Origin of the sequence: Phyllobacterium sp. 0TCS1.6A (assembly GCF_026420825.1) — a bacterium.
GTDB lineage: Bacteria > Pseudomonadota > Alphaproteobacteria > Rhizobiales > Rhizobiaceae > Phyllobacterium.
On the sequence record NZ_JAPMAB010000002.1, the window covers coordinates 535561 to 558710 of the forward strand.

At 61.8% G+C, this 23150-nt stretch carries 25 protein-coding genes; 13 read left to right on the forward strand and 12 right to left on the reverse strand.

The genetic code is table 11. The features are described 5' to 3' along the window. Position 1 precedes the first annotated feature (1 nt). Genes OSJ75_RS06800 through hisB form a run of 6 tightly spaced genes read right to left on the reverse strand, consistent with a single transcriptional unit; the run spans position 2 to position 3605 of the window. The gene (locus OSJ75_RS06800; RefSeq protein ID WP_250016158.1) at positions 2-325 is read right to left on the reverse strand and encodes a phosphoribosyl-ATP diphosphatase; all 324 of its coding nucleotides are present in this window, start codon (positions 323-325) and stop codon (positions 2-4) included. Further along, positions 322-1122, reverse strand: coding sequence for an imidazole glycerol phosphate synthase subunit HisF (gene hisF, locus OSJ75_RS06805; protein ID WP_250016157.1), 801 nt, complete (start codon positions 1120-1122; stop codon positions 322-324). The genes OSJ75_RS06800 and hisF overlap by 4 nt, the downstream gene beginning before the upstream one ends. Further along, on the reverse strand, positions 1119-1862 hold the full coding sequence (hisA, locus tag OSJ75_RS06810) for a 1-(5-phosphoribosyl)-5-[(5-phosphoribosylamino)methylideneamino]imidazole-4-carboxamide isomerase (RefSeq protein WP_250016156.1): 744 nt from the start codon (positions 1860-1862) through the stop codon (positions 1119-1121). The genes hisF and hisA overlap by 4 nt, the downstream gene beginning before the upstream one ends. Further along, positions 1859-2509 (reverse strand): imidazole glycerol phosphate synthase subunit HisH, encoded by a 651-nt coding sequence (gene hisH, locus OSJ75_RS06815; RefSeq protein ID WP_250016145.1) that lies wholly within the window; start codon positions 2507-2509, stop codon positions 1859-1861. The genes hisA and hisH overlap by 4 nt, the downstream gene beginning before the upstream one ends. A gap of 1 nt (position 2510) precedes the next feature. Continuing rightward, the gene (locus tag OSJ75_RS06820) at positions 2511-2993 is read right to left on the reverse strand and encodes a DUF2628 domain-containing protein (RefSeq protein ID WP_267227331.1); all 483 of its coding nucleotides are present in this window, start codon (positions 2991-2993) and stop codon (positions 2511-2513) included. Positions 2994-2996: 3 nt separating this feature from the next. Continuing rightward, entirely contained in the window at positions 2997-3605 is a 609-nt protein-coding gene (gene hisB / locus OSJ75_RS06825) for an imidazoleglycerol-phosphate dehydratase HisB (protein WP_250016140.1), read from the reverse strand. Positions 3606-3791: 186 nt separating this feature from the next. Here hisB and hslV point away from each other — a divergent pair, with 186 nt between their 5' ends. From hslV to OSJ75_RS06845, 4 genes are all read left to right on the forward strand, one after another. Next, positions 3792-4346, forward strand: coding sequence for an ATP-dependent protease subunit HslV (gene hslV / locus OSJ75_RS06830; RefSeq protein ID WP_250016137.1), 555 nt, complete (start codon positions 3792-3794; stop codon positions 4344-4346). Then, positions 4336-4848 carry a GNAT family N-acetyltransferase gene (locus tag OSJ75_RS06835; RefSeq protein ID WP_250016134.1) on the forward strand — a complete coding sequence of 171 codons (513 nt, stop codon included), beginning with the start codon at positions 4336-4338 and terminating at the stop codon, positions 4846-4848. Before hslV ends, OSJ75_RS06835 begins: the two co-directional genes overlap by 11 nt. Positions 4849-4888: 40 nt before the next feature. Next, positions 4889-6196, forward strand: a complete 1308-nt coding sequence (hslU, locus tag OSJ75_RS06840) for an ATP-dependent protease ATPase subunit HslU (protein WP_250016131.1) — start codon at positions 4889-4891, stop codon at positions 6194-6196. A 184-nt stretch (positions 6197-6380) separates the two neighbouring features. Next, entirely contained in the window at positions 6381-7319 is a 939-nt protein-coding gene (locus OSJ75_RS06845; RefSeq protein WP_371929561.1) for a DUF1402 family protein, read from the forward strand. Here OSJ75_RS06845 and OSJ75_RS06850 read toward each other — a convergent pair whose 3' ends face one another. The 5 genes from OSJ75_RS06850 to OSJ75_RS06870 form a co-directional block, all read right to left on the reverse strand. Continuing rightward, entirely contained in the window at positions 7320-7958 is a 639-nt protein-coding gene (locus OSJ75_RS06850) for a YdcF family protein (RefSeq protein ID WP_267227505.1), read from the reverse strand. A gap of 11 nt (positions 7959-7969) precedes the next feature. Then, complete coding sequence (locus OSJ75_RS06855; protein ID WP_250016124.1) at positions 7970-8728, reverse strand: M48 family metallopeptidase; 759 nt, start codon at positions 8726-8728, stop codon at positions 7970-7972. A gap of 147 nt (positions 8729-8875) precedes the next feature. Beyond that, entirely contained in the window at positions 8876-9322 is a 447-nt protein-coding gene (locus OSJ75_RS06860) for a DUF2852 domain-containing protein (RefSeq protein WP_250016122.1), read from the reverse strand. Positions 9323-9438: 116 nt separating this feature from the next. Further along, complete coding sequence (locus OSJ75_RS06865; protein ID WP_267227332.1) at positions 9439-10584, reverse strand: benzoate/H(+) symporter BenE family transporter; 1146 nt, start codon at positions 10582-10584, stop codon at positions 9439-9441. 8 nt (positions 10585-10592) lie between these two features. Further along, on the reverse strand, positions 10593-11396 hold the full coding sequence (locus OSJ75_RS06870; protein ID WP_267227333.1) for an alpha/beta hydrolase: 804 nt from the start codon (positions 11394-11396) through the stop codon (positions 10593-10595). Positions 11397-11605: 209 nt separating this feature from the next. Here OSJ75_RS06870 and infC point away from each other — a divergent pair, with 209 nt between their 5' ends. The 5 genes from infC to pheT all read left to right on the forward strand — a co-directional run bounded on the left by infC (position 11606) and on the right by pheT (position 16739). Continuing rightward, positions 11606-12142: a translation initiation factor IF-3 gene (gene infC, locus OSJ75_RS06875; protein ID WP_250017187.1), complete on the forward strand. Its 537-nt coding sequence runs from the start codon at positions 11606-11608 to the stop codon at positions 12140-12142. A 286-nt stretch (positions 12143-12428) separates the two neighbouring features. After that, positions 12429-12629 carry a 50S ribosomal protein L35 gene (gene rpmI / locus OSJ75_RS06880; RefSeq protein ID WP_250016113.1) on the forward strand — a complete coding sequence of 67 codons (201 nt, stop codon included), beginning with the start codon at positions 12429-12431 and terminating at the stop codon, positions 12627-12629. Between the two features lie 19 nt (positions 12630-12648). Then, positions 12649-13053: a 50S ribosomal protein L20 gene (rplT, locus tag OSJ75_RS06885; protein ID WP_250016111.1), complete on the forward strand. Its 405-nt coding sequence runs from the start codon at positions 12649-12651 to the stop codon at positions 13051-13053. A 118-nt stretch (positions 13054-13171) separates the two neighbouring features. Further along, complete coding sequence (pheS, locus tag OSJ75_RS06890; RefSeq protein ID WP_267227334.1) at positions 13172-14254, forward strand: phenylalanine--tRNA ligase subunit alpha; 1083 nt, start codon at positions 13172-13174, stop codon at positions 14252-14254. 67 nt (positions 14255-14321) lie between these two features. Then, entirely contained in the window at positions 14322-16739 is a 2418-nt protein-coding gene (gene pheT, locus OSJ75_RS06895; protein ID WP_250016107.1) for a phenylalanine--tRNA ligase subunit beta, read from the forward strand. A gap of 145 nt (positions 16740-16884) precedes the next feature. Here the strand turns inward: pheT and OSJ75_RS06900 are convergent, their stop codons facing one another. Further along, positions 16885-17880: an aldo/keto reductase gene (locus OSJ75_RS06900; protein ID WP_250016105.1), complete on the reverse strand. Its 996-nt coding sequence runs from the start codon at positions 17878-17880 to the stop codon at positions 16885-16887. 116 nt (positions 17881-17996) lie between these two features. On the opposite strand from OSJ75_RS06900, the gene OSJ75_RS06905 reads away from it, so the two are divergent. From OSJ75_RS06905 to OSJ75_RS06920, 4 genes are all read left to right on the forward strand, one after another. Beyond that, complete coding sequence (locus OSJ75_RS06905) at positions 17997-18887, forward strand: LysR family transcriptional regulator (RefSeq protein ID WP_250016102.1); 891 nt, start codon at positions 17997-17999, stop codon at positions 18885-18887. Positions 18888-18960: 73 nt separating this feature from the next. Further along, positions 18961-19947, forward strand: a complete 987-nt coding sequence (locus OSJ75_RS06910) for a Gfo/Idh/MocA family protein (protein ID WP_267227506.1) — start codon at positions 18961-18963, stop codon at positions 19945-19947. 253 nt (positions 19948-20200) lie between these two features. After that, complete coding sequence (dnaK, locus tag OSJ75_RS06915) at positions 20201-22120, forward strand: molecular chaperone DnaK (RefSeq protein ID WP_250016100.1); 1920 nt, start codon at positions 20201-20203, stop codon at positions 22118-22120. Positions 22121-22351: 231 nt separating this feature from the next. After that, on the forward strand, positions 22352-23150 hold a 799-nt coding region (locus OSJ75_RS06920), incomplete at its 3' end, for a hypothetical protein (RefSeq protein ID WP_416362526.1).

Genomic DNA, 23150 nt, shown 5'->3' on the forward strand with positions numbered 1-23150 from the left:
ATCAGTCCTGTCCCCGGGCAGCTTTTTCCTCCAGCCCGCTCTGGCTGGTCCGCCGCTGCAGTTCCGCAAGGACATCGTCAAGCGCCACGCCGGAAATGCCGAGGACAACGAGAAGATGATAGAGCAAATCCGCGCTTTCTGAAATAACGCCGTCCCGGTCGCCGGTTACGGCGGCGATCACCGTCTCCACCGCTTCTTCGCCGAGCTTCTGCCCCGCCTTGCCTATGCCCTTGGCATAGAGGCTCGCGGTGTAGGAACCGCCATCGCTGGATGCGGCGCGCTGCGTGACGATCCGTTCGAGATCGGAGAGGCTGAAAGATGTCATGATGTTTCCAATTGGCGTATCGGATCGAGACGCATCGCCATGCCTGCTTTCGCCATATGCGCCTTTGCCTCGGCGATCGTGTAGGTGCCGAAGTGAAAGATCGAGGCGGCGAGGACGGCCGAGGCGTGGCCTTTGACGACGCCATCGACCAGGTGATCGAGCGTGCCGACTCCGCCCGAGGCAATGACGGGTACGCGCACGGCATCGGCGACGGCGCGCGTCATGGCGAGATCATAACCGGTTTTCGCCCCGTCGCGGTCCATCGATGTCAGCAATATCTCGCCTGCGCCGAGATCGACCACCTTGCGGGCGAACTCCACCGCGTCGATGCCAGTCGCACGCCTTCCGCCGTGGGTGAAAATCTCCCAGCGGTCGCTCTCGCCACCAGCGGAAACCTTCTTGGCATCGATGGCGACGACGATGCACTGGTTGCCGAATTTGTCCGCCGCCTCCGCTATGAATTCCGGCCGCTCGACGGCAGTCGTATTGATGGAAACCTTGTCCGCGCCTGCGAGCAGCAGCTTGCGGATATCGGCAATGGCGCGGACGCCGCCGCCGACGGTCAGCGGCATGAAACATTGCTCCGCAGTGCGCGCCACGACATCGAATATGGTCTCGCGATTGTCCGACGAAGCGGTGATGTCGAGGAAGCAGAGTTCGTCGGCTCCCGCCGCATCATAGGCCTTCGCGGCCTCGACCGGATCTCCTGCATCGACCAGGTCGACGAAATTGACGCCCTTGACGACGCGGCCATCCTTGACGTCGAGACAGGGTATGATGCGGATCTTGAGGCTCATGCCGCCCGCTCCTTCGCTTTACGCAGAATATCGAGCGCCTCGGCGGCGTCGATGCGGCCATCATAAAGCGCTCTTCCGGAAATCGCGCCCTCGAGCCTGGCGGCATCCGGCATCGTCATGCGCACGATATCGGCAATGGAAGCGAGGCCGCCCGATGCGATCACCGGTATCGAGACCGCCTCGGCCAGCGCCAGCGTCGATTCCCAATTGATGCCGGCAAGGACACCGTCGCGGTCGATATCCGTGTAGATGATGGCGGCGACGCCGGCGCCTTCGAATTTCCTGGCGAGCTCGACAACGCCGAGCGTCGAAGCCTCGGCCCAGCCCTCGACGGCGACCTTGCCGCCCTTGGCATCGATGCCGACGGCGATCTTGCCGGGGAAGCGCCTGCAGGCTTCAATGACGAGGGCAGGATCGCGCACCGCGACGGTACCGAGGATCACGCGCGCCAGTCCCTTTTCCAGCCAGCTCTCGATATGATCGAGGGTACGGATGCCACCTCCGAGTTGCACCGGGTTGCTCGTCGCCGCAAGAATGGCCTCCACGGCGGCGCCATTGACCGACCGGCCGGAGAAGGCGCCATTGAGGTCGACTACATGCAGCCATTCGAAGCCCTGTGCCTCGAATTCGCGTGCCTGCGCGGCCGGATCGGCATTGTAGACGGTTGCCTGATCCATGTCGCCAAGCCTCAGGCGTACGCATTCGCCGTCCTTCAGGTCGATCGCGGGGAAAAGAATCATGGATTCCACCTCAGGAAATTGGCGATGAGCGCCAGGCCCAACGCCTGGCTCTTCTCGGGATGGAACTGGGTGCCGGCCATATTGTCATTGGCGACGGCAGCGGTGACCGGCCCACCATATTCGGTAAAGGCCACGACGTCGTTTTCAAGCTCCGCATCGAGGAAATAGGAATGGACGAAATAGGCGTGCAAGCCTTTCGGACCCGTTTCGATTCCATCGAACAGCGGATGCGGACGCGTCAGCCGGATCGTGTTCCAGCCGATCTGTGGTATTTTCAACGCCGGATCGGAAGGCACCATTTCGCGCACGTCGCCCTTGATCCAGTCGAATCCGCGGGAAATGGTCTTTTCCAGCCCGCGCGACGACATGAGCTGCATGCCGACGCAGATGCCGAGGAAGGGCCGTGCCTTGTCGATCGCCACCTCGTGGATCGCCTCGACCATGCCTGGAACCGCGTCAAGGCCGCGACGGCAATCCGCATACGCGCCGACACCAGGAAGCACGATCCTGTCCGCACGGCGCACGCGGTCCGCATCGGCCGTCAGCTCGATGGTTGCATCCATGCCGCTTTCACGCGACGCGCGCTCGAACGCCTTGGTCGCGGAGCGCAGATTGCCAGAGCCGTAATCTATGATGGCGACGCGCATCTCAAATATCCCCGCGATGGCCGACGAGGCCGACCATGCCGCCGCGCACTGGCATTGCTGGTCCCGCAACAGGTTTGTCCCGGCGCATGGCCGCCGGTTCCGGCGGAGGCGGGGCAAGCTGTGCCCTGTCATGGAAATAAATGATCTCGGCATCGGCCGCGCTTGCGGCATGAACGATTCCGCTCTCGGCATAGCCGTGCCGGATGAGACGTTGGGCGCGCCAATGATTGGCTTCCAGCCCGACAAGGGCAAAAAGCAGGGTCGTGACGAGCGTAGCCGCCACGCCGTGGCCGCTGGAAGCGCCGAGCATCGACATGCCGGTCGTCGCCGCCAGGATCATGATCGCATGGAACCACAGGCGCCGCAGCAGCAGCCACGGCACGGGGAAGAGGAATGCCAGCAAGGAGAATCCGTCGCGGACGAAGACTGTCCGTTCTTCCGTGTCATCCGGCCATTCGGGCGTCAAAACGAGATAGCGAGCCATGGCTCAGCCTTTCAGAGAGCCCTTCGTCGAAGGAATGACGTCCCTCTGACGCGGGTCGGTTTCGATGGCGTGCCGCAAGGTGCGGGCCACGGCCTTGAAGCATGTCTCTGCTATGTGATGATTGTTGGCGCCATAAAGATTGGCGACATGCAGCGTGATCCCGGCATTCTGCGCCAGGGCATGGAAGAACTCACGCACCAGCTCGGTGTCGAAGGTGCCGATCTTCGGTGCGGAGAAATCGACGTTCCAGACGAGATAGGGGCGGCCCGAGACATCGAGCGCGGCGCGCGTCAGGGTCTCGTCCATGGCAAGGTCGAGCGAGGCATAGCGGTTGATCCCGCGCCGGTCGCCGAGTGCCTGTGCGATTGCCTGGCCGAGTGCGATACCCGTATCTTCCACCGTATGGTGGTCGTCTATGTGCAGATCGCCATCCGCCTTGATGGTCATGTCGATCAGCGAGTGCCGCGACAATTGCTCCAGCATGTGATCGAAAAAGCCGACGCCTGTAGCGATATCGAAGGTGCCGGTGCCATCGAGGTCGATGCCGACGCTGATGCCGGTCTCCTTGGTCCTGCGCTCGATCGTTGCACTGCGTTTGTTGCCGCTCGTCATTGTCATTCCGTCCGGATTGCCATTGGATGAGGCCTTCTAGAACACGATCGCCGAATCTCCAAACGCTTTGATGGCGCAGGCTCGGCGGGCATTTGCATTTCGGCAACGGTATCATACATAAGTGCAAGAAAGGGGTTCGATCCGCTGCCGGTCGGGGCATATGCGAACCCGCTTAAGGAGCAAGTCATGCAAGAACACAATCCCTCCACAATGTATGGGACGACCATCGTGACCGTCCGCAAGGGCGGCAAGGTGGTGATCGCCGGTGACGGACAGGTCAGCCTCGGCAATACCGTCATGAAGGGCAATGCCCGCAAGGTGCGCCGCATCGGCAAGGGCAATGTCATTGCCGGTTTCGCCGGCGCCACCGCGGATGCCTTCACCCTGCTCGAGCGGCTCGAAAGCAAGCTCGAGCAATATCCGGACCAATTGATGCGCGCCTGCGTGGAACTCGCCAAGGATTGGCGCACGGACCGCTATCTGCGCCGCCTCGAGGCGATGATGCTCGTCGCCGACAAATCAGTGACGCTCGCGCTTACCGGCAATGGCGACGTGCTTGAACCCGAGCACGGCGTGATGGCCATAGGCTCCGGCGGCAATTATGCCCTGGCCGCGGCCCGCGCCCTCGCGGATTCGGACAAGAGCGCCGAGGAAATCGCCCGCCGGGCCATGGAGATCGCCGCCGAGATCTGCATCTACACCAATTCGAGCGTCACGCTAGAGAGCATCGATGCCGACTGACAATCCATTCCACTACCGCTTCGTTCCGGTGGAGCCGCGTCATCTGAAATTGATTTCACGATGGCTGGCGGAGCCGCATGTGGCGCAGTGGTGGGGAGACCATGCGGACGAACTGTCGGCGATCGAGGCGCATATGGACAGCATTTCGGTCGAACCGTTCATCGTCATGCTTGGCGACGAGGCGATCGGCTACCTGCAGACCTATGATCCGCACCTGGAGGAAGACCATCCATACCAGGACCAGCCCACCGGCACCCTTGGCCTCGACCAGTTCATCGGCGCCGAGGAAATGCTCGGCCAGGGCCACGGATCGCGCATCATCGGGGAATTCGTCTCGCTATTGTTCGAAGAAGGCGTTCCGCGCGTCATCGTCGATCCTGATCCCGGCAATAAACGCGCCATCCGCGCCTATCAGAAAGCCGGGTTTGCCGCATTCGATACCCGCACCTCCATCTACGGACCCGCACTGATGATGGCGCGGGACAATCCGGATATTGGTTAAGAACAACCGCCCTTCGCGGGCAGGATGAAATGAGATTCCCATGACGACATTTTCCCCAAGAGAGATCGTATCCGAACTCGACCGCTACATTATCGGCCAGAACGACGCCAAGCGGGCCGTTGCCATTGCCTTGCGCAATCGCTGGCGCCGGCAGCAGCTGGAAGGCCAGATGCGCGAAGAGGTCATGCCGAAGAATATTCTGATGATCGGGCCCACCGGCGTCGGCAAGACCGAAATCTCGCGCCGCCTGGCCAAGCTGGCTGGCGCCCCCTTCATCAAGGTCGAAGCCACGAAGTTCACCGAGGTCGGTTATGTCGGCCGCGATGTCGAACAGATCATCCGCGACCTCGTGGAAGTGGCCATCGGCCTCGTGCGCGAGAAAAAGCGCGAGGACGTCAAGGCCAAGGCCCATCTCAATGCCGAAGAGCGCGTGCTCGATGCGCTGGTCGGCAAGACGGCAAGCCCGGCGACGCGCGACAGTTTCCGCAAGAAGCTTCGCGACGGGCTGATCGACGACAAGGAGATCGAGGTCGAGGTCGCCGATACGGGTTCGGGAATGCCGAATTTCGAGCTGCCAGGCATGCCCGGCGCCAATATCGGCGTGCTCAACCTCAGCGACATGCTGGGCAAAGCCATGGGCGGACGCAGCAAGACCGTCAAGACGACGGTGAAGGATTCCTACGCACTGCTGATCAATGACGAATCCGACAAGCTTCTGGACCAGGACCAGATCACGCAGGAGGCGCTGCGCTCGGCCGAGAATGACGGCATCGTGTTCCTCGACGAGATCGACAAGATTGCTGCCCGCGATGGCGGCATGGGTGCCGGTGTATCGCGTGAAGGCGTGCAGCGCGATCTGCTGCCGCTGGTCGAGGGTACGACCGTCGCTACCAAATACGGGCCGATCAAGACGGATCACATCCTGTTCATCGCGTCGGGCGCGTTCCATGTGTCGAAGCCGTCCGATCTTCTGCCGGAATTGCAGGGGCGCCTGCCGATCCGCGTCGAGCTGAGTGCCCTGACGCGCGACGACATGCGCCGCATTCTCACCGAGCCTGAGGCGAGCCTGCTCAAGCAGTATATCGCGCTGATGGCGACCGAGGAGGTCAAGCTCGACATCACGGATGACGCGATCGACGCGCTGGCGGATATCGCCGTCGATCTCAATGCGACGGTCGAGAACATCGGTGCGCGGCGGCTGCAGACCGTGATGGAGCGCGTGCTGGACGACATATCGTTCAGCGCTCCGGACAAGGCGGGTGCTTCCTATACGGTCGATGCCAAATATGTGCGCGAGACCGTTGGCGACATGGCGAAGAATGCCGATCTGTCGCGCTTCATCCTCTGACCTGTGACCGATCGGCATCGCCGGCGGCTTATCGCTCCTGCCCCCTCGACTCTCGAGGGGGCATTTTTTATGTATCGGCCGATTTTGAAGGAAATTCTGGCTTTGATACGAGCGAGGCGGTATGGGAAGGTCCCGACCGGAACTGAGTGGATTTGGCATGAAACGGCATTTCTGTCTTCTCGCGATGAGCGTCCTCCTGCTTGGCGCGTTGCTCCAGCCCTCGATGGCGGTCACCGTTGTGCCGGAGGGCAATCGCAATGCCAGCCAGCCGGGCGTTCCGGCGGCATCGGCCAAGCGCACGCGCGAGATGAACACCACCTACGAGGCCAAGTTCCAGAAGATATACAATCTCCTGAAGACGGATTCGAAGCTGCGCGCCAAGATCGTCAGCGTCTCGCGCACCTATGGCATCGATCCGGTGCATATCGCCGGTGCGCTCGTCGGCGAGCATACCTACAATGTCGATGCCTATGACCGCCTGCAGACCTATTACGTCAAGGCCGTCTCCTATGTGAAGCAGGGGCTGAGCTTCGATTATGACGGCGAGACGATCGGCGAGTTCGTCAAGCGGCCGCAATTTGCCGAATGCGCACGCTTCAAGGACAGTTTGAGGCTCTGGACCTGCCGCGAGGCCGTGTGGGACAAGGATTTTCGCGGCGCCAGCGTCGGCGGCAAGCGGTTTCCCAAGAATCGTTTGAGCGCGGTCTTCTTCCAGCCCTTCTATGCCGGGCAGAGCTTCGGCCTCGGGCAGCTGAGCCCATTGGTGGCGCTGCAGATGACCGACATGGTCAATCGCTATTCCGGCTTGCCGAAGCTGAGCGCCGACGATGCGGGCGACGTCTACAAGACGATCATGGATCCCGATCTCACGCTGCCCTACATGGCCGCTTCCCTCAAACATTCGATCGATGTCTATCGCCGCGTCGCCGACATGGACATCTCGAAGAACCCGGGCATCACCGCCACGCTCTACAATACCGGCGGCGCCGATAGCCGCGCCCGCTCCCTTGCCAACGCCAATGCAGAGCGCGCGGCGAATGGCGAGCCGCCGCAAATGCCTGAGGAAAATTATTATGGCTGGCTCGTCAATGACAAGATCAGCCAGTTGAAATCCCTGTTCTGATCATAGTTTCGCGTGCAGATGCCCGTCATGACCATGGGCCACCAGATGGTCACAGGCGCGGAGCACTTCGTCCGGAACCGCCTGCGGTATCTGGAAGCCGAGCGCCGGGTAGTCGATGATGCGGCGGATATCGCCCACCATCTCGGCGATCAGCATGTCGAGCGGATAGTTCGCGGTCGGCTGTTGCTCGAATGGCGTGAGCGGTGCGCTGACGAGCGCGGAAATTTCGGGCCATTGCGCCTTGACGGTGGCTAGCGCGCGTCGCTGCGTCTGCGGCTTGGTGATGATGATCACACGCGCCACGCCGGGCGACATTGACCGCGCAAAGCGGATGTTCTCGCCGATATTGGTGGCATGCGGCTCGACGAGGATGCAGTCTGACGGAACGCCGAGAGCTTCGGCACGCGCGGCGAAGGCCTCGGCTTCCGAGCTCGGATAAAGCCCTTGCGTCCAGTTGCCCGCCCTGCCGGTGAACAGGATGGACGGCGCAAGGCCAAGCCGGAACAATTGCGCGCAGCGATCGGCGACGCGCAGATCATAGCTGCCGAGGCCGATGATGAGGTCGCTCGGCACCAGCTCGTCGTAGACGAGGTGGTACTCCCACAGGATGCGGGCCGCAGCGGCGATGCTGCGCGGCATGCCAGCCGGCATCAGGCGAAATCGATCGCCTGCAGGGCGCCGCCATTGCGCTTGAGCCATGCCTTGCAGCGCTCGGTGTCGGGGCAGAGTTCGCCGCACAGTTTCCAGAAGCGCGGGCCATGGTTCATCTCGATGAGATGCGCCACCTCATGCGCGACCAGATAGTCGATGATCGGCGGCGGCGCCATCATGATCCGCCAGGAGAACGACAAGGTTCCGTCCGACGTGCACGAGCCCCAGCGGCTCTTGGTGTCTTTCAGGCGGATGGCCTTTGCCCGCCTGCCGACGGTTGCGGTGTGGCGGGCGACGAGCAGCTCGATATCCTTGCGCGCCTCCCGCTTCAGGAAGTCCGAAACCCGCCGCGCCAGATGCGGACGGTCGCCATAGACGATCAGCCTCGGCCCTTCCGCGCCATTTTCCTGCCGCACCGTGCCGCGGCTGGCCGGTTCATGCACCACCAGATGCGGAACGCCGCGCACCGGAATCCGGATGCCGGGGCGGACTTTCGGCTGGTTCGGCATCTTTGCGATGCGCGTTTCGATCCAGCCCTCGTGCTTGGCAAGAAAGCGCTCTATCTCGCGGCCGGGCATGCCCGGGGGAACCGTCATGCGCAGGCCCTTGCCGCCCGCATCGATACGCAGCGTCAGCCGGGTCGCGCGCGGATTTTCCATGACGCGCAGTGGAAGGATTCGGCCCGCGACCTCATAACTGCGTTCAGCCTTGAGTGTCACCGCCGCCTTTTTGGGGGCACGGAAAAGCGAAAGCACCATGGATGATGAATATACGATTCGAAGAAAAATAGTGAGGGGAATTGGAAGGGGGCTTCAGGAAGAAGGGGGGTGGCAGCAAGAAGGGAAGGCCCATTGCTGGGCCTTCCGATTGGTTCGTCCCGCGGTCCTTGCCGCGGGAGGACTTCGTCAGTCCTTGCCGTCGTCGGTGACGTCCGGTACCGGGCCTGAGGATTTGCGGCTGCGCTCGGCCATGAAACGGTCGAACTCCTCGCGGTCCTTGGCGCGGCGCAACTCTTCCGCATAGGCTTCGAATTCGGCGCGCATCTCTTCGAGCTTGCGGCGTTCTTCGTCCAGCCTTGCGAGTTCCTTGTCGCGCCAATCGTCGAAGGCAACGTTGCCGGTGCCAAAGCCTGCGCGGCCGAAGCCTGCATGACGGTTGCCGCTCTTTCGGAATGCGCCGCAGAAGCCGCCGGCCTTGCGGTTCACGTCGCGCTTGAAGCCATCCAGCCGGTCGCCCCAGATAATGTAGGCGAGCATGGCAAGGCCAAGCGGCCAGAACAGCATGAACCCGATGATCATCAGGGCGATCGTTGCCGGCGTCCAGGCCGGCCGGATCAAAGCAGTATTGTTCATCTAAAGCCCTTCCTTCTCAAGAAGCCCCGACCCCAATTGGTCGATTATCAACGAGATGGGATAGACTTTGTGGCTTTTCAAGAAACCGTGATCCGGATTCGGCCATCTGCTTGAAATCAGGCCCGGTTCTTTATCTGGTCGAGCAGGAAAACCGCCATTCCGGCGATCAATGCCCAGAACGCGGCGCCGATGCCGGCAATGCTGATTCCGGAGGCGGTAACCGCAAAGGTGACCATGGCGGCCAGCCGCTCATCCTCCTTCTTGAGTGCGAGTGTCATCGCATTGACGGCGGCTCCAATCAGCGCCAGCCCGGCTACGAGCACGATCAGCGGCGGCGGCAATACGGCGAAGAGCGCCACGAAAGAAGCGCCGAACAGCGCGAAGACCAGATAGCTCAAGGCATAGAATGGGCCGGTCAGCCAGCGCTTGTCCGGATCGGGATGGGCGTCGGGGCCGGTGCATATGGCCGCGGAAATCGCCGCCATATTGCTCGTATGGGCGCCGAAAGGCGCGCTCAGCAGCGATGCGAGGCCGGTGACCTGCAGCGCCGCCGCGGTTGGCGGTTCGTATCCGGCCGCTCGCATCACGGCAAAGCCCGGCAGGTTCTGCGACGCCATCGTCACGAGATAGAGCGGCAGCGCAAGACCAATGGCGGCCTGTAGCGTGAAGACCGGCATGATCAGGGTGAGCGTCGAAACCTCCACCGCTGGAACGGTTTCGACCCGGCCGGCGAGAAAGGCATAGAGGATGCCGCCGAAGAGCACCGCAAGCACCGCCATGGCCGGGTTGAAGAGGCGGATGACGAAGAAAAGGACGATGAGTGGCAGCACGAACAGCGGATCGACCGGTATGGTGCGCGCCGCGCCGGTCAGGAAGGCGAAGAGCACGCCTGCAAGCATGCCCGACGCTATGGACGCCGGTATCCTGGAGACGAGCGCCGAGATCGGCTTCGCCAGCCCCGTTATGATGATGGCGATGGCGGTAAGGATGAAGGCTCCGACCGCCTCCGGCATGGAAAAGCCGGCCGAACTTCCGATGAGCGCCATTCCCGGCGTGGACCAGGCGGTGATGATGGGCATGCGGTAGCGCCAGCTGAGATATCCCGTCGCGAAAAACATGGCGAGGCAGACCGCCGTCACCCAGCTTGCCGTCTGGTCCTGGGTCGCCCCGAGCGCCTGCGCGGCGGCGATGATAAGGGCCAGCGTTCCGCCAAATCCGACGAACGCGGCGACGACGGCGGAAGCAATGACGGAAAATCGCATGGATCGACTCACTGGACTGGAGGTTTGGGGGAGCCGGCCGCATCGGGGCGATCCATCATGCCGGAAACGGTGCGGGCGAGAAGTTCGAGGTCCTGCGGCCGCGACAGGCGATGGTCGCCATCCCGGACGAGCGTGATCGTCACATCATCGACCGGCAGGTGATCGACCAGCTTCATGGCATGGGTGTGGGGCACATCCTTGTCGCGCATGCCCTGCAGGATATGGACGGGGCAGTCGGTCTGGATGACACCCTTGAGCACGAGATTGTCGCGGCCGTCCTCGATCAGCGCGCGCGTATAGATGTCGGGCTCGGGCGAATAGGCGGAACGTTCCTCCATGTAGCCTTGCTCGGCGAGTTGCCGGCGCTGCTTCGCGGTAAGCTGCGGTTCGACGAGTTCCGCCGTGAAGTCCGGCGCCGGTGCTATCAGCACCAGGCCCGCGATGCGGCTGCTCTCGCCGAGCTTCTGCAACTCCTCGATCAGCCGCAATGCGATCCAGCCTCCCATCGAGGAACCGACCAGCACCTGCGGCCCCGACGAGAAATGCCTGAACACCGCAAGGCTCTGCCTGAGCCAGAGCGAGATCGTGCCGTCGCGGAATTCCCCGCCGGATTCCCCATGTCCGGAATAATCGTGCCGGAGAAAGGCCAGGCCCTTTTCATGCGCGAACCGGTCGAGGAATTCCGCCTTGGTTCCCAGCATGTCCGAGCGATAGCCGCCGAGCCAGACGAGACCCGGATTGGCGCCGGGCCGCCGGCGCAGGGCGATCTTCGTGTCCTCGACGTCGAGAAATTCGGGCGGGGGAACGGTCATGGGATACTCTCTTGCGGCAGCGGGCGATATTGGCGGGAATCAACGGGATGAAAGCAACACAAGCATGGAAACGAAGCAATCCCATTGTTCCCTGCGCGAGAATCCTACCGAAAATCGGCAATATTGGCGGCAGTGACGCAGCTAAGCATTGCGGCGGCGCGCCGACGATGCTATTTGCGGGTCCGAAATAATTCAAGGAGACTACTGCCATTCGCCGACCCTTCAGAGCCCAGCCGGTCCAGAAAGACGGACCCCGCTCCAACCGTGATATCCGGGTACCCCAGGTACAGCTCATTGATGCCGAAGGTGAAAACCATGGCATCGTAACCATTCAGGCAGCATTGGCCATGGCCGATGAGGCGGGGCTTGACCTTGTCGAGATCGTGCCGAACGCGGAACCGCCGGTGTGCAAGATCGTCGATCTCGGCAAGCTGAAATACCAGGGCCAGAAGAAGGCGGCCGAAGCGCGCAAGAAGCAGAAGACGGTCGAAATCAAGGAAATCAAGATGCGGCCGAACATCGACACCCATGATTATGAGGTGAAGATGAAGGCGATCAAGCGCTTCTTCGAAGAAGGCGACAAGGTAAAGGTGACGCTGCGTTTCCGTGGCCGCGAAATGGCGCACCAGGAACTCGGCATGCGCCTGCTCGAGCGCGTCAAGGAAGACACCGTGGAGATTTCCAAGGTCGAGGCCGAGCCCAAGCTCGAAGGCCGCCAGATGATGATGGTGCTCGCGCCGCGCTGAGGCGTTGGCCTGGTCACTTTCGGATCACTGGCGAGCCGCCTCCGGGCGGCTCTTGCATTTCTGCCGTTCTTGGCCATGCGGCCGATAATGCGGCTTTTGAGCCGCAGGGCGCGATTCAATAGTTGCGCTTTTCGCGACTTCTGCTAATAAGACCCCGTTCAAACCGCCCGGCAGGGCATGCCGTGGCGGTTTTGCATGCTTTCGGGCTTTGGTCGGCTCGAAATCAACAATGAAAAGGCCGGCATCCCGTTGGGGATCGCAATCGGCCTCAAGAAGGAGTAGCAAAATGCCCAAGATGAAGACCAAATCTGCTGCCAAGAAACGGTTCAAGATCACCGGAACTGGCAAAATCAAAGCCGCCGCCGCTGGCAAGCGCCATGGCATGATCAAGCGTTCGAACAAGTTCATTCGTGACGCGCGCGGGACGATGGTTCTATCGGATCCCGATGCGAAGATCGCGAAGAAGTTCCTGCCGAACGGCCTTTGAGTTTTAAGGAGATCATATCATGGCACGTGTAAAAAGGGGCGTTACGTCCCACGCCAAGCACAAGAAAGTTCTCAAGCAGGCCGAGGGTTTCCGTGGCCGCCGCAAGAACACGATCAAGACCGCCAAGGCTGCCGTCGATCGTTCCAAGCAATATGCCTATCGCGACCGCAAGAACCGCAAGCGCACGTTCCGCGCGCTGTGGACGCAGCGTATCAATGCTGCCGTTCGTGAGCATGGCCTGACCTATAGCCGTTTCATCGACGGCCTGAGCAAGTCCGGTATTGAGGTCGACCGCAAGGTTCTCTCGGATCTCGCAATCAACGAGCCGGAAGCATTCGGTGCGATCGTGGCCTCCGCCAAGAAAGCGCTCGAATATCTGAAAGACACAACTCCGAACGCTTTTGAAGGCGCTGTCCGCGCATAAACGGGTCAGCCGCTCCCAAAGCATCAGGAACATCACATTTGGGAAACCCGCGCTGGCTCGGCTGGCGCGGGTTTTTCGATTTCGGACGAATGCAGCAAACCGTGAAACGGGTGAGAAGATGAACGATCTGGTACAATTGGAAAGCGCGTTGACCGCACAAATCGAGGCGGCCAATGACGAGGCCGCCATCGAGGCCGTCCGCATCGCCGCGCTGGGCAAGAAGGGTGCGATTTCCGAAAAGCTCAAATCGCTCGGCTCCATGTCTCCCGAGGAACGCCAGGTCAAGGGACCGGAGATCAACGGGCTCAAGAACAGGATCACCGAGGCACTGAGCGAGCGCAAGGCGCTGCTGAAGGATGCGGCCATTGCAGCGCGCCTGGAAACGGAGAAGGTCGATGTCACGCTGCCCCTGCGCGCTGCCCCGGCGGAGCGCGGCCGGATTCATCCGATCAGCCAGGTCATCGATGAGATAACCGCCATTTTCGCCGATATGGGTTTCGCCATCGCCGAGGGGCCGGATATCGAGACCGATTATTATAATTTCACCGCGCTGAACTTCCCGGAAGGCCATCCGGCGCGCGAAATGCACGATACGTTCTTCTTCAATCCGGACGAGAAGAACGAGCGGCGCGTCCTGCGCACCCATACGAGTCCCGTCCAGATCAGGACGATGGAGAACCAGAAGCCGCCGATCCGCATCGTCATTCCCGGCAAGACCTACCGCATGGATTCGGACGCGACCCACTCGCCGATGTTCCATCAGGTGGAAGGTCTGGTCATCGATCGCACGGCCAACGTCGCGAACATGAAATGGGTGCTGGAGGAGTTCTGCAAGGCTTTCTTCGAGGTGCCGTCGCTGAAGATGCGCTTCCGGCCGTCCTATTTCCCCTTCACCGAGCCGTCGCTGGAGGTCGATATCCAGTGCGATCGCTCGGGCAAGGAAGTCCGCTTCGGCGAGGGCAATGACTGGATGGAAATCCTCGGCTGCGGCATGGTTCATCCCAATGTCCTGCGTGCCGGCGGGCTCGATCCCGATGAATATCAGGGCTTCGCCTGGGGCATGGGCATCGATCGGATCGCCATGCTGAAATATGGCATGCCGGACCTGCGCGCCTTCTTCGATGCCGATATTCGCTGGTTGTCGCATTACGGCTTCCGCCCGCTCGACATGCCGACGCTGTTCGGTGGTCTGAGCGCCTGAAGCGGCCAGTTGCCAACCATGGGACGAAACGCAGTCCCGGACGCAAATTCAAGAAACGAGTGAAACGATGAAATTCACCCTGTCCTGGTTGAAAGACCATCTGGAAACCGAGGCCTCTCTCGACAAGATCGTGGAGACGCTGACCATGATCGGCCTGGAAGTGGAATCGCTGGACGACAAGGCGGCGCTGAAGCCCTTCGTCATCGCCAAGGTGCTCACCGCCGTACGCCATCCCGACGCGGACAAGCTGCAGGTGCTGACGGTGGATGCCGGCGATGGCAAGCCACTGCAGGTCGTATGCGGCGCGCCGAATGCGCGGGCGGGCATGATCGGTGCCTTCGCCGCGCCCGGCACATATGTCCCCGGCATCGACATGACGCTTGCGGTCGGCAAGATCCGTGGTGTCGAGAGCTTCGGCATGATGTGCTCGGAGCGCGAACTGGAAATGTCGGACGAGCATAATGGCATCATCGACCTGCCGGCCGATGCGCCGGTCGGAACGAGCTTCGCCGCCTATGCCGGGCTCGACGATCCGGTCATCGAGATCAACCTGACGCCGAATCGGCCGGATTGCACCAGCGTTCATGGCATTGCCCGCGATCTGGCCGCCGCAGGCATCGGCACCTTGAAGAACGGCGGCGTCGAGCCGGTCCAGGGAACATCCGCGCCGCTCGTCGATGTCAGGCTCGACCTTGGCACCGAAACCTATCTTTGCCCCGGCTTCGCCTGGCGCAGCGTGACCGGCGTCAAGAATGGACCGAGCCCGAAATGGCTGCAGCAGCGGCTGATCGCCATTGGTCTGCGCCCGATCAATGCGCTGGTCGATATCACCAATTATATCACTTTCGACAGGGGCCGCCCCTTGCACGTCTTCGACGCGGACAAGGTGAAGGGCGGCGTTCTGACCGTGCGCCGCGCGCGCCAGGGGGAGCGGCTCCTCGGCCTTAACGGCAAGGAATATGAACTTGGCCCGGACTATCTCGCCATTGCCGATGCGGAAGGCGTCGAGTCGCTTGCCGGCCTGATGGGCGGCGAGCATTCCGGCTGCGACGAGAACACCACCAATGTCGTGATCGAATCCGCATTGTGGGACCCGATGACCGTTGCCCGTACCGGCCGCGACCTCGGCGTCATCACCGATGCGCGCTATCGCTTCGAGCGCGGCGTCGATCCTGAATACATGCTGCCGGGCGTCGAGTTCGCAACGCAGATGGTGCTGGAACTCTGCGGCGGCTCGCCGTCGGAGCGCAGGGTAACCGGCTATGAAGGTTTCAAGCCGAAAAGCGTAACCTTCCCCACTTCCGAAGTGCGGCGGCTGACGGGCATCGACGTGCCATCCGACACCAGCCTCGACATTCTCGCCCGTCTGGGTTTCCAGCCGCAGGGCAGGGGCGAGGAGGTAGCAGTTCTCGTGCCGTCATGGCGTCCGGATATCGACGGCAAGGCCGACCTCGTCGAGGAGGTCATGCGTATTCACGGCGTGGATCTCATCGAGCCGCAGCCGCTTTCGAGCCATGCCGCCGTCAACGGCAAGATCCTGACCACGCTGCAGATACGCACGCGGCACGCGAAGCGCGCGCTGGCTTCGCGCGGAATGATGGAAGCGGTCACCTGGTCGTTCATCTCCGAAAAGGCAGCCAGGGCATTCGGCGGCGGCGCAGCGCAATTGCGGCTTTCCAACCCGATCGCATCCGACATGTCCGACATGCGCCCATCCTTGCTGCCGGGCCTGCTGGCTGCTGCGAGCCGCAATGCGGATCGCGGCTTCAACGATCTCGCCCTGTTCGAGGTGTCCGGCACCTATGAGGACGATACGCCGGAAGGCCAACGCCGCGTCGCCTCCGGCGTCCGCCGTGGAACGGCGCATTTCGAGGTCTATGGCCGTCACTGGTCGGGCAATGCCCAATCGGTCGGCGTGTTCGATGCCAAGGCCGATGCGATCGCCGTGCTCGAGGCCTGCGGCGCGCCGGTGGACAAGCTGCAGATCGAGGCTGGCGGTCCCGAATGGTATCATCCCGGCCGCTCGGGCACGATCAAGCTTGGGCCGAAGGTCGTTCTCGGAACCTTCGGCGAATTTCATCCGAAGACGCTCGAGACATTGGACGTCGCAGGCAGCCTGTGCGGTTTCGAGGTGTTCATCGACGCCATTCCGGAGCCGAAGCAGAAGGCGACGCGCACCAAGCCGGCACTTACCCTCTCCGATTTCCAGATGGTAAGGCGCGACTTTGCCTTCGTGGTCGACAAGGCCGTCGAAGCGGGCAGCATCGTGCGCGCCGCGCTTGCGGCCGACAAGAAGCTCGTTGCCGGCGTGCAGGTATTCGATCTGTTCGAAGGTGCTTCGCTGGGAGCGGACAGGAAGTCTGTCGCCATCGAGGTGTCGATACAGCCCGTCGAGCGGACATTGACCGATGAGGACTTCGAGGCGCTGAGCAAGCGGATCATCGACAATGTGGTGAAACAGACCGGCGGAACCCTGCGCGGCTGACATGACGAACAAGGGCGGCTCGAAAGCCGCCCTTGTTCGTTCAAACCCGATTTTGTTCAGGCCCGGTTTTATTCAGGCCTGGTTTATTCGGGCAGGGCGCTGAAGCGCCCCACCTTGCTCGTTACGGCTGGCTTAGCGCCTGTGTTTATCCATTGACGAGGCCCAGCTCGGAATCGCGGTAACGCTTGCCTGTCACCTTGGAAGGCGCAAGCGCATCGCCGATCGTGCCGAGTTCCTCGCGGGACAGAACGATCCCCGCTGCGGCCGCGTTTTCCTCAAGATGCTTTATCTTGCGGGCGCCCGGTATCGGCACGATGAAATCTCCCTGGTGCAGTACCCAGGCGAGGGCGAGCTGTGCCGGCGTCACGCCCTTGGCCTCGGCCATGCCCTTGAGCGTTGCGATCAGGGCAGCATTGGCCGCCATCGCATCGGCCTGGAAGCGCGGCAGGTTCTTGCGCCAGTCGTCGGCGCCGAGTTCGTCGGGCTTGCTGATGGCGCCGGTCAACAGGCCGCGGCCGAGAGGACTATAGGGTACGAAGCCGATGCCGAGTTCCCGGCATACTGCCAGGACCTCTTCCTCCGGATCGCGGCTCCAAAGCGAATATTCGCTTTGCACCGCCGTGATCGGATGCACCTTGTGCGCGCGTCTGATGGTGGAGGCACTGGCCTCCGAGAGACCGAGCGCCTTGACCTTGCCTTGCTTTACAAGCTCCGCCATGGCGCCGACCGTTTCTTCGATCGGTACATTCGGATCGACGCGATGCTGATAGAACAGGTCGATCTCATCGACGCCGAGACGGCCGAGCGAGGCCTCCGCCACCGCCTTCAGATGTTCCGGGCGGCTGTCCACGCCGATCATGCGCGACGGCCCCACGCCCTCATCGGCGATCTTGAAACCGAACTTCGTGGCGATCACGACCCTGTCGCGATAGGGCTTCAATGCCTTTCCCACGAGGATTTCATTGTCGAAAGGCCCGTAGACCTCCGCCGTATCGAAGAATGTCACGCCGATATCCACGGCCCGATGCAGCGTGCGGATCGCGTCGGCCTCATCCTGGCCGCCATAGGCAAAGGTCATGCCCATACATCCAAGGCCTACTGCCGATACTTCGAGCGCGCTTCCAAGCTTGCGTTTGTTCATCACTGGTCTCCTTGTATGAGAACTGGAAGATTGGGTGGGAGAACCGGAAGATAGGGCACGCCAGCCTGTTCGTGAATTCGGTTGATAATTCACACGCTGTTCCATTAGATAGAACAATGGACCGCAACCGCCTGCCGCAGCTTGCCATCTTCGCCACCGTCGCGGCATGCGGGGGATTTCGTGGCGCGGCCCGGGAGCTTGGAATAGCGCCCTCCGCCGTCAGTCACGCGGTATCCAGCCTTGAGGCGGCGCTCGGCGTGCGCCTCTTGTCGCGCACGACACGCAGCATTGCCGTTACCGAAGAAGGCGCGCTGCTGCTCAGGCGTCTGGCGCCGGCGCTTGGGGAGATCGACCTGGCGCTCGATGCGGTCAAGGAAGTCAACAACCGTGTCGCCGGCAATCTTCGGCTCAGCGTGCCGCCCTTTGCCGCCCACTGGCTGCTCGCGCCGCGGCTCGCCGCCTTCAGCAGGGCCTATCCGGGGGTGGTGCTGGAAATCCGGGTGGAAGAACCGTTCAACGATATCGTCGCGGCGGGTCTCGATGGCGGCATGCGGCTTGGCGAAAGCGTCGAGCCCGACATGATCGCGGTGAGGATGAGCCCGCCGATCCGCGCCAGCATCATCGCCTCGCCGGAATATCTCGAAGGCAAGGCCATGCCGCTGCACCCGCGCCAATTGCTGGAGCATCCATGTATCCGGCGAAGATTCGCCAGCGGCCAGATCTACCGATGGGAATTCGAGAAGGACGATGAAGAACTCGTGCTCGATGTCCGGGGTCCGCTCATTCTCGGCGACGACCGCCTCGTTCTGGAGGCGGCGCTCGATGGCGCCGGCATCGCCTTCGTGCTGGAGAACATGGCGAGCGCCGCCATCGCCGAAGGACGGCTGCGTCGCATCCTCGTCGATTGGTGCGCGCCATTTCCCGGCGTCTATCTCTATTATCCCAGCCGGCGCCAGATGCGGCCGGCGCTGCGGGCCTTCATCGATTTCTTCAAATATACCGGCTGATGCAGCGCGCGAGTTGCATTGATGCCATTTTGGCTTATCTAGAACCGTTCCGTGGATGAAGGGAGAAGGCATGATGTTTCGCTGGGGTGTATTGTCGACGGCAAAGATCGGGGTGACGGCGGTCATTCCCGCCATATGCGCGGCTGAGAATTCGGTTCTGGCCGGCATCGCCAGCCGCGATATCGGCAAGGCGCGGGACGTTGCCGCCCGGTTCGGCGCGCCGCATGCCTTCGGCTCCTATGAGGAACTCCTCGCTTCCGACGAAATCGACGGCGTCTACATTCCGCTGCCGACGTCCCAGCACATCGAATGGGCGCTCAAGGCCGCCAATGCCGGCAAGCATGTCCTCTGCGAAAAGCCGATCTCGCTGAAGGCCGACGAGATAGGCCGGTTGCAGGAGGCGAGGGACAGGCATGGCGTACTGGTTTCCGAAGCCTTCATGGTCACCTATCACCCGCAATGGCTGAAAGTGCGCCAGCTGGTGGCGGAAGGCGCGATCGGCCGGCTGCGCCACGTGCAGGCGGCGTTCACCTATTACAACACGGATGCCGGCAATATGCGCAACCAGCTATCGCTGGGCGGCGGCGCCCTGCCGGACATCGGCGTCTATCCCACGGTCGTGACGCGCTTCGTGACGGGCGAGGAGCCGCAGCGCGTGCGGGCCACCGTCGAACGCGACGAGGTGTTCGGGACCGATCGCCACGCCAATGTCTGCGCCCGGTTCGACAGCTTCGAACTGACCTTCTATGTGGCGACGCAGCTCGCGTCGCGGCAAGGCGTGGTGTTCCACGGCGACAAGGGCTATATCGAGGTGCTGGCGCCGTTCAACACCGGCAAATACGACCACGCCAAGGTCTGGCTCCACAATGCGGCGCATGATCAGGCGCAGGAGTTCAATTTTGGCGGCGTCGACCACTACCGCCTCCAGGTCGAGGCTTTCGTGCAGGCGGCGCGCGGCGCGAAGGACGGCATCTTCACGCTTGAGGATTCGGTGCTCAATCAGAAGCTGATCGACGCCATCTACAGGGCCGACGCTTCCGGCGAGTGGGAGCAGGTCTAGCTCCGGGACGGCGATCGTCGCACCTCGCAAAGCGGTTTGTCGCATTTTTCGCCCGTTTCACGCGGGTTTTGGGGCATTATGAGGTGCAAATAGCCGCGCTTCCTTCTTGCATGGCAAATTTCCGCTTCTTATATAGCCACCAACACTGTAAGAACCGCCCGCCCCGGCAGTTCTGAATTGTTAAACCCCCTAGGGGCTGCTTACATGGAATGCTCGGCAGAGGTCCCGGCAGCCTGCTGAATGGAGAAGAGTAATGGCAAAAGTTATCGGTATCGATCTGGGAACGACCAATTCCTGCGTTGCTGTCATGGACGGCAAGAACGCGAAGGTCATCGAAAATGCGGAAGGTGCGCGTACGACGCCTTCGATCATCGCATTCACGGATAGCGATGAACGCCTCGCTGGCCAGCCGGCCAAGCGCCAGGCTGTGACCAATCCCGAAGGCACCGTTTTCGCCGTCAAGCGCCTCATTGGCCGCCGTTTCGACGATCCGACGGTCGAGAAGGACAAGAAGCTGGTCCCCTACAGCATCGTCAAGGGCGACAATGGCGATGCCTGGGTAGAGGTCCACAACAAGAAATATTCCCCCTCGCAGATTTCCGCGATGGTCCTTCAGAAGATGAAGGAAACCGCTGAATCCTATCTGGGCGAGAAGGTCGAGAAGGCCGTCATCACCGTTCCGGCCTACTTCAACGACGCGCAGCGTCAGGCAACGAAGGATGCCGGCAAGATCGCTGGCCTCGAAGTCCTGCGCATCATCAACGAGCCGACCGCTGCTGCACTGGCCTATGGCCTCGACAAGAAGGACGGCAAGACGATCGCCGTATACGACCTTGGCGGCGGCACGTTCGACGTGTCGGTCCTCGAGATCGGCGACGGCGTGTTCGAAGTGAAGTCCACCAATGGCGATACGTTCCTCGGCGGTGAAGATTTCGACATGCGTCTGGTCGAATATTTCGCAGCCGAGTTCAAGAAGGAACAGGGCATCGACCTGAAGAACGACAAGCTGGCGCTGCAGCGCCTGAAGGAAGCCGCCGAGAAGGCCAAGATCGAGCTTTCTTCCGCACAGCAGACCGAAATCAACCTGCCTTTCATCACGGCCGACGCTTCCGGCCCGAAGCACCTGACCATGAAGCTCTCGCGCTCGAAGTTCGAAAGCCTGGTCGACGATCTGGTCCAGCGCACCGTCGAGCCCTGCAAGGCAGCGCTCAGGGATGCTGGCCTGAAGGCCGGTGAGATCGATGAAGTCGTTCTCGTCGGCGGCATGACCCGCATGCCCAAGATTCAGGAAGTCGTGAAGGCATTCTTCGGCAAGGAGCCGCACAAGGGCGTCAATCCGGACGAAGTCGTCGCCATGGGCGCCGCCATTCAGGCGGGCGTGCTGCAGGGCGATGTCAAGGACGTGCTGCTGCTCGACGTTACGCCGCTTTCGCTCGGCATCGAGACGCTGGGCGGTGTCTTTACCCGCCTGATCGAGCGTAACACGACGATCCCGACCAAGAAGTCGCAGACATTCTCCACCGCCGAGGACAATCAGTCGGCAGTGACGATCCGCGTCTTCCAGGGCGAGCGTGAAATGGCCGCCGACAACAAGGCACTCGGCCAGTTCGACCTGGTCGGCATTCCGCCCGCACCGCGCGGTATCCCGCAGATCGAAGTCACCTTCGACATCGACGCCAACGGTATCGTCAACGTGTCGGCCAAGGACAAGGGCACCGGCAAGGAACACCAGATTCGTATCCAGGCATCCGGCGGTCTGTCCGATGCCGATATCGAAAAGATGGTCAAGGACGCCGAGGCCAATGCCGAAGCCGACAAGAAGCGGCGCGAGGCTGTCGAGTCGAAGAACCAGGCCGAGGCGCTGATCCATTCCACCGAGAAGTCGCTGAAGGAATATGGCGACAAGGTTTCGGCGGAAGACAAGACTGCGATCGAGACTGCGCTTGGTGAATTGAAGACTGCGGTTGAAGGCGATGATGCGGAAAACATCAAGGCCAAGACCCAGGCTCTCGCCGAAGCTTCGATGAAGCTTGGCCAGGCAATGTACGAGGCGTCTCAGGCCGGCGAGGCTGGTGCCGAAGCAGGTGCTGACGCGACGGCCAAGGCGGATGACGATGTCGTCGATGCCGATTTCGAAGAGATCGACGAAGACGGCAAGAAGAAATCTGCCTGATCGTTCATCCAGGATTGAGAAGGAGCCCGGCCTTTGAGCCGGGCTTTTTTGTGTCGTTCTCAGACTTTGGCTGAATTGACACAAGTCCTGGCTCCGTAAATACTCGATCCTGGAGTTCATATTTTACTACCCCTATGGTCGCTATGTAACCGCGCAGATTTGACGCTGCGGGCACGCAGCGCCGTCTTTTTCAGAACGAACGTTTTTCAGAAAGTCATTGGTGGAGGTATCATGTTGATCAAGCGCACATTGGTGGCAACGCTACTCTGTACAACCATGCTCTCCGGTTGCAAGGAAGACGCAGCAAAGCCTGAGGCCGCGGCAAGCACATTCGGCACGCCGCAAACCGAAGTAAAACCGACAGGGGTCGCACTGGCGACGCCGGAACGGCAGAAGCCGGAAGTGGACGCCACGGCGGTGCCATTGGTCGTGCTGGCCGGAACCAGTCCGGAAGCTCCGAAGCCGAAGGAGCAAGAGGCGACTGGCGTGCAGACATTCGAGTCGAAGGCCGAGCCGGCCGCTTCCGAGGTTCCCGCCGAAGCTGCCACAAAGATCGAGCCGGCAACGCCCGCGCCGGAAGTGCCCGACGTTGCCACCTTGCCATCGCTGCCCGTCACGCCAAATGCCGACAAGGGCACTGCGAAAGTGGAACCGGCATCGCCCGAGCCGGAAGCACCCAATGTTGCAGTGCTGTTGCCTGTCGTGCCGGGTGCCGAGGCCGAGGCGCCAGCGTCAACGCCCACGCTCGTTCCAACCGCCGTAGCGATCGAACCTGTAGTGCCCAAAGCGGAAGCACCAGACGTTGTCACCTCGCCATCGCTGCCCGTCGCGCCAAATGCCGACAAGGGCACTGCGAAAGTGGAACCGGCATCGCCCGAGCTGCAAACACCCAATGTTACAGCGTCGCTGCCGACCGCCCCGGGTGCCGAGGCCGAGGCGCCTGCGTCGCAGCCCACGCTCGTTCAAACCGCCGTAGCGATCGAATCTGTAGTGCCCAAAGCGGAAGCACCAGACATTACCACCTTGCCGC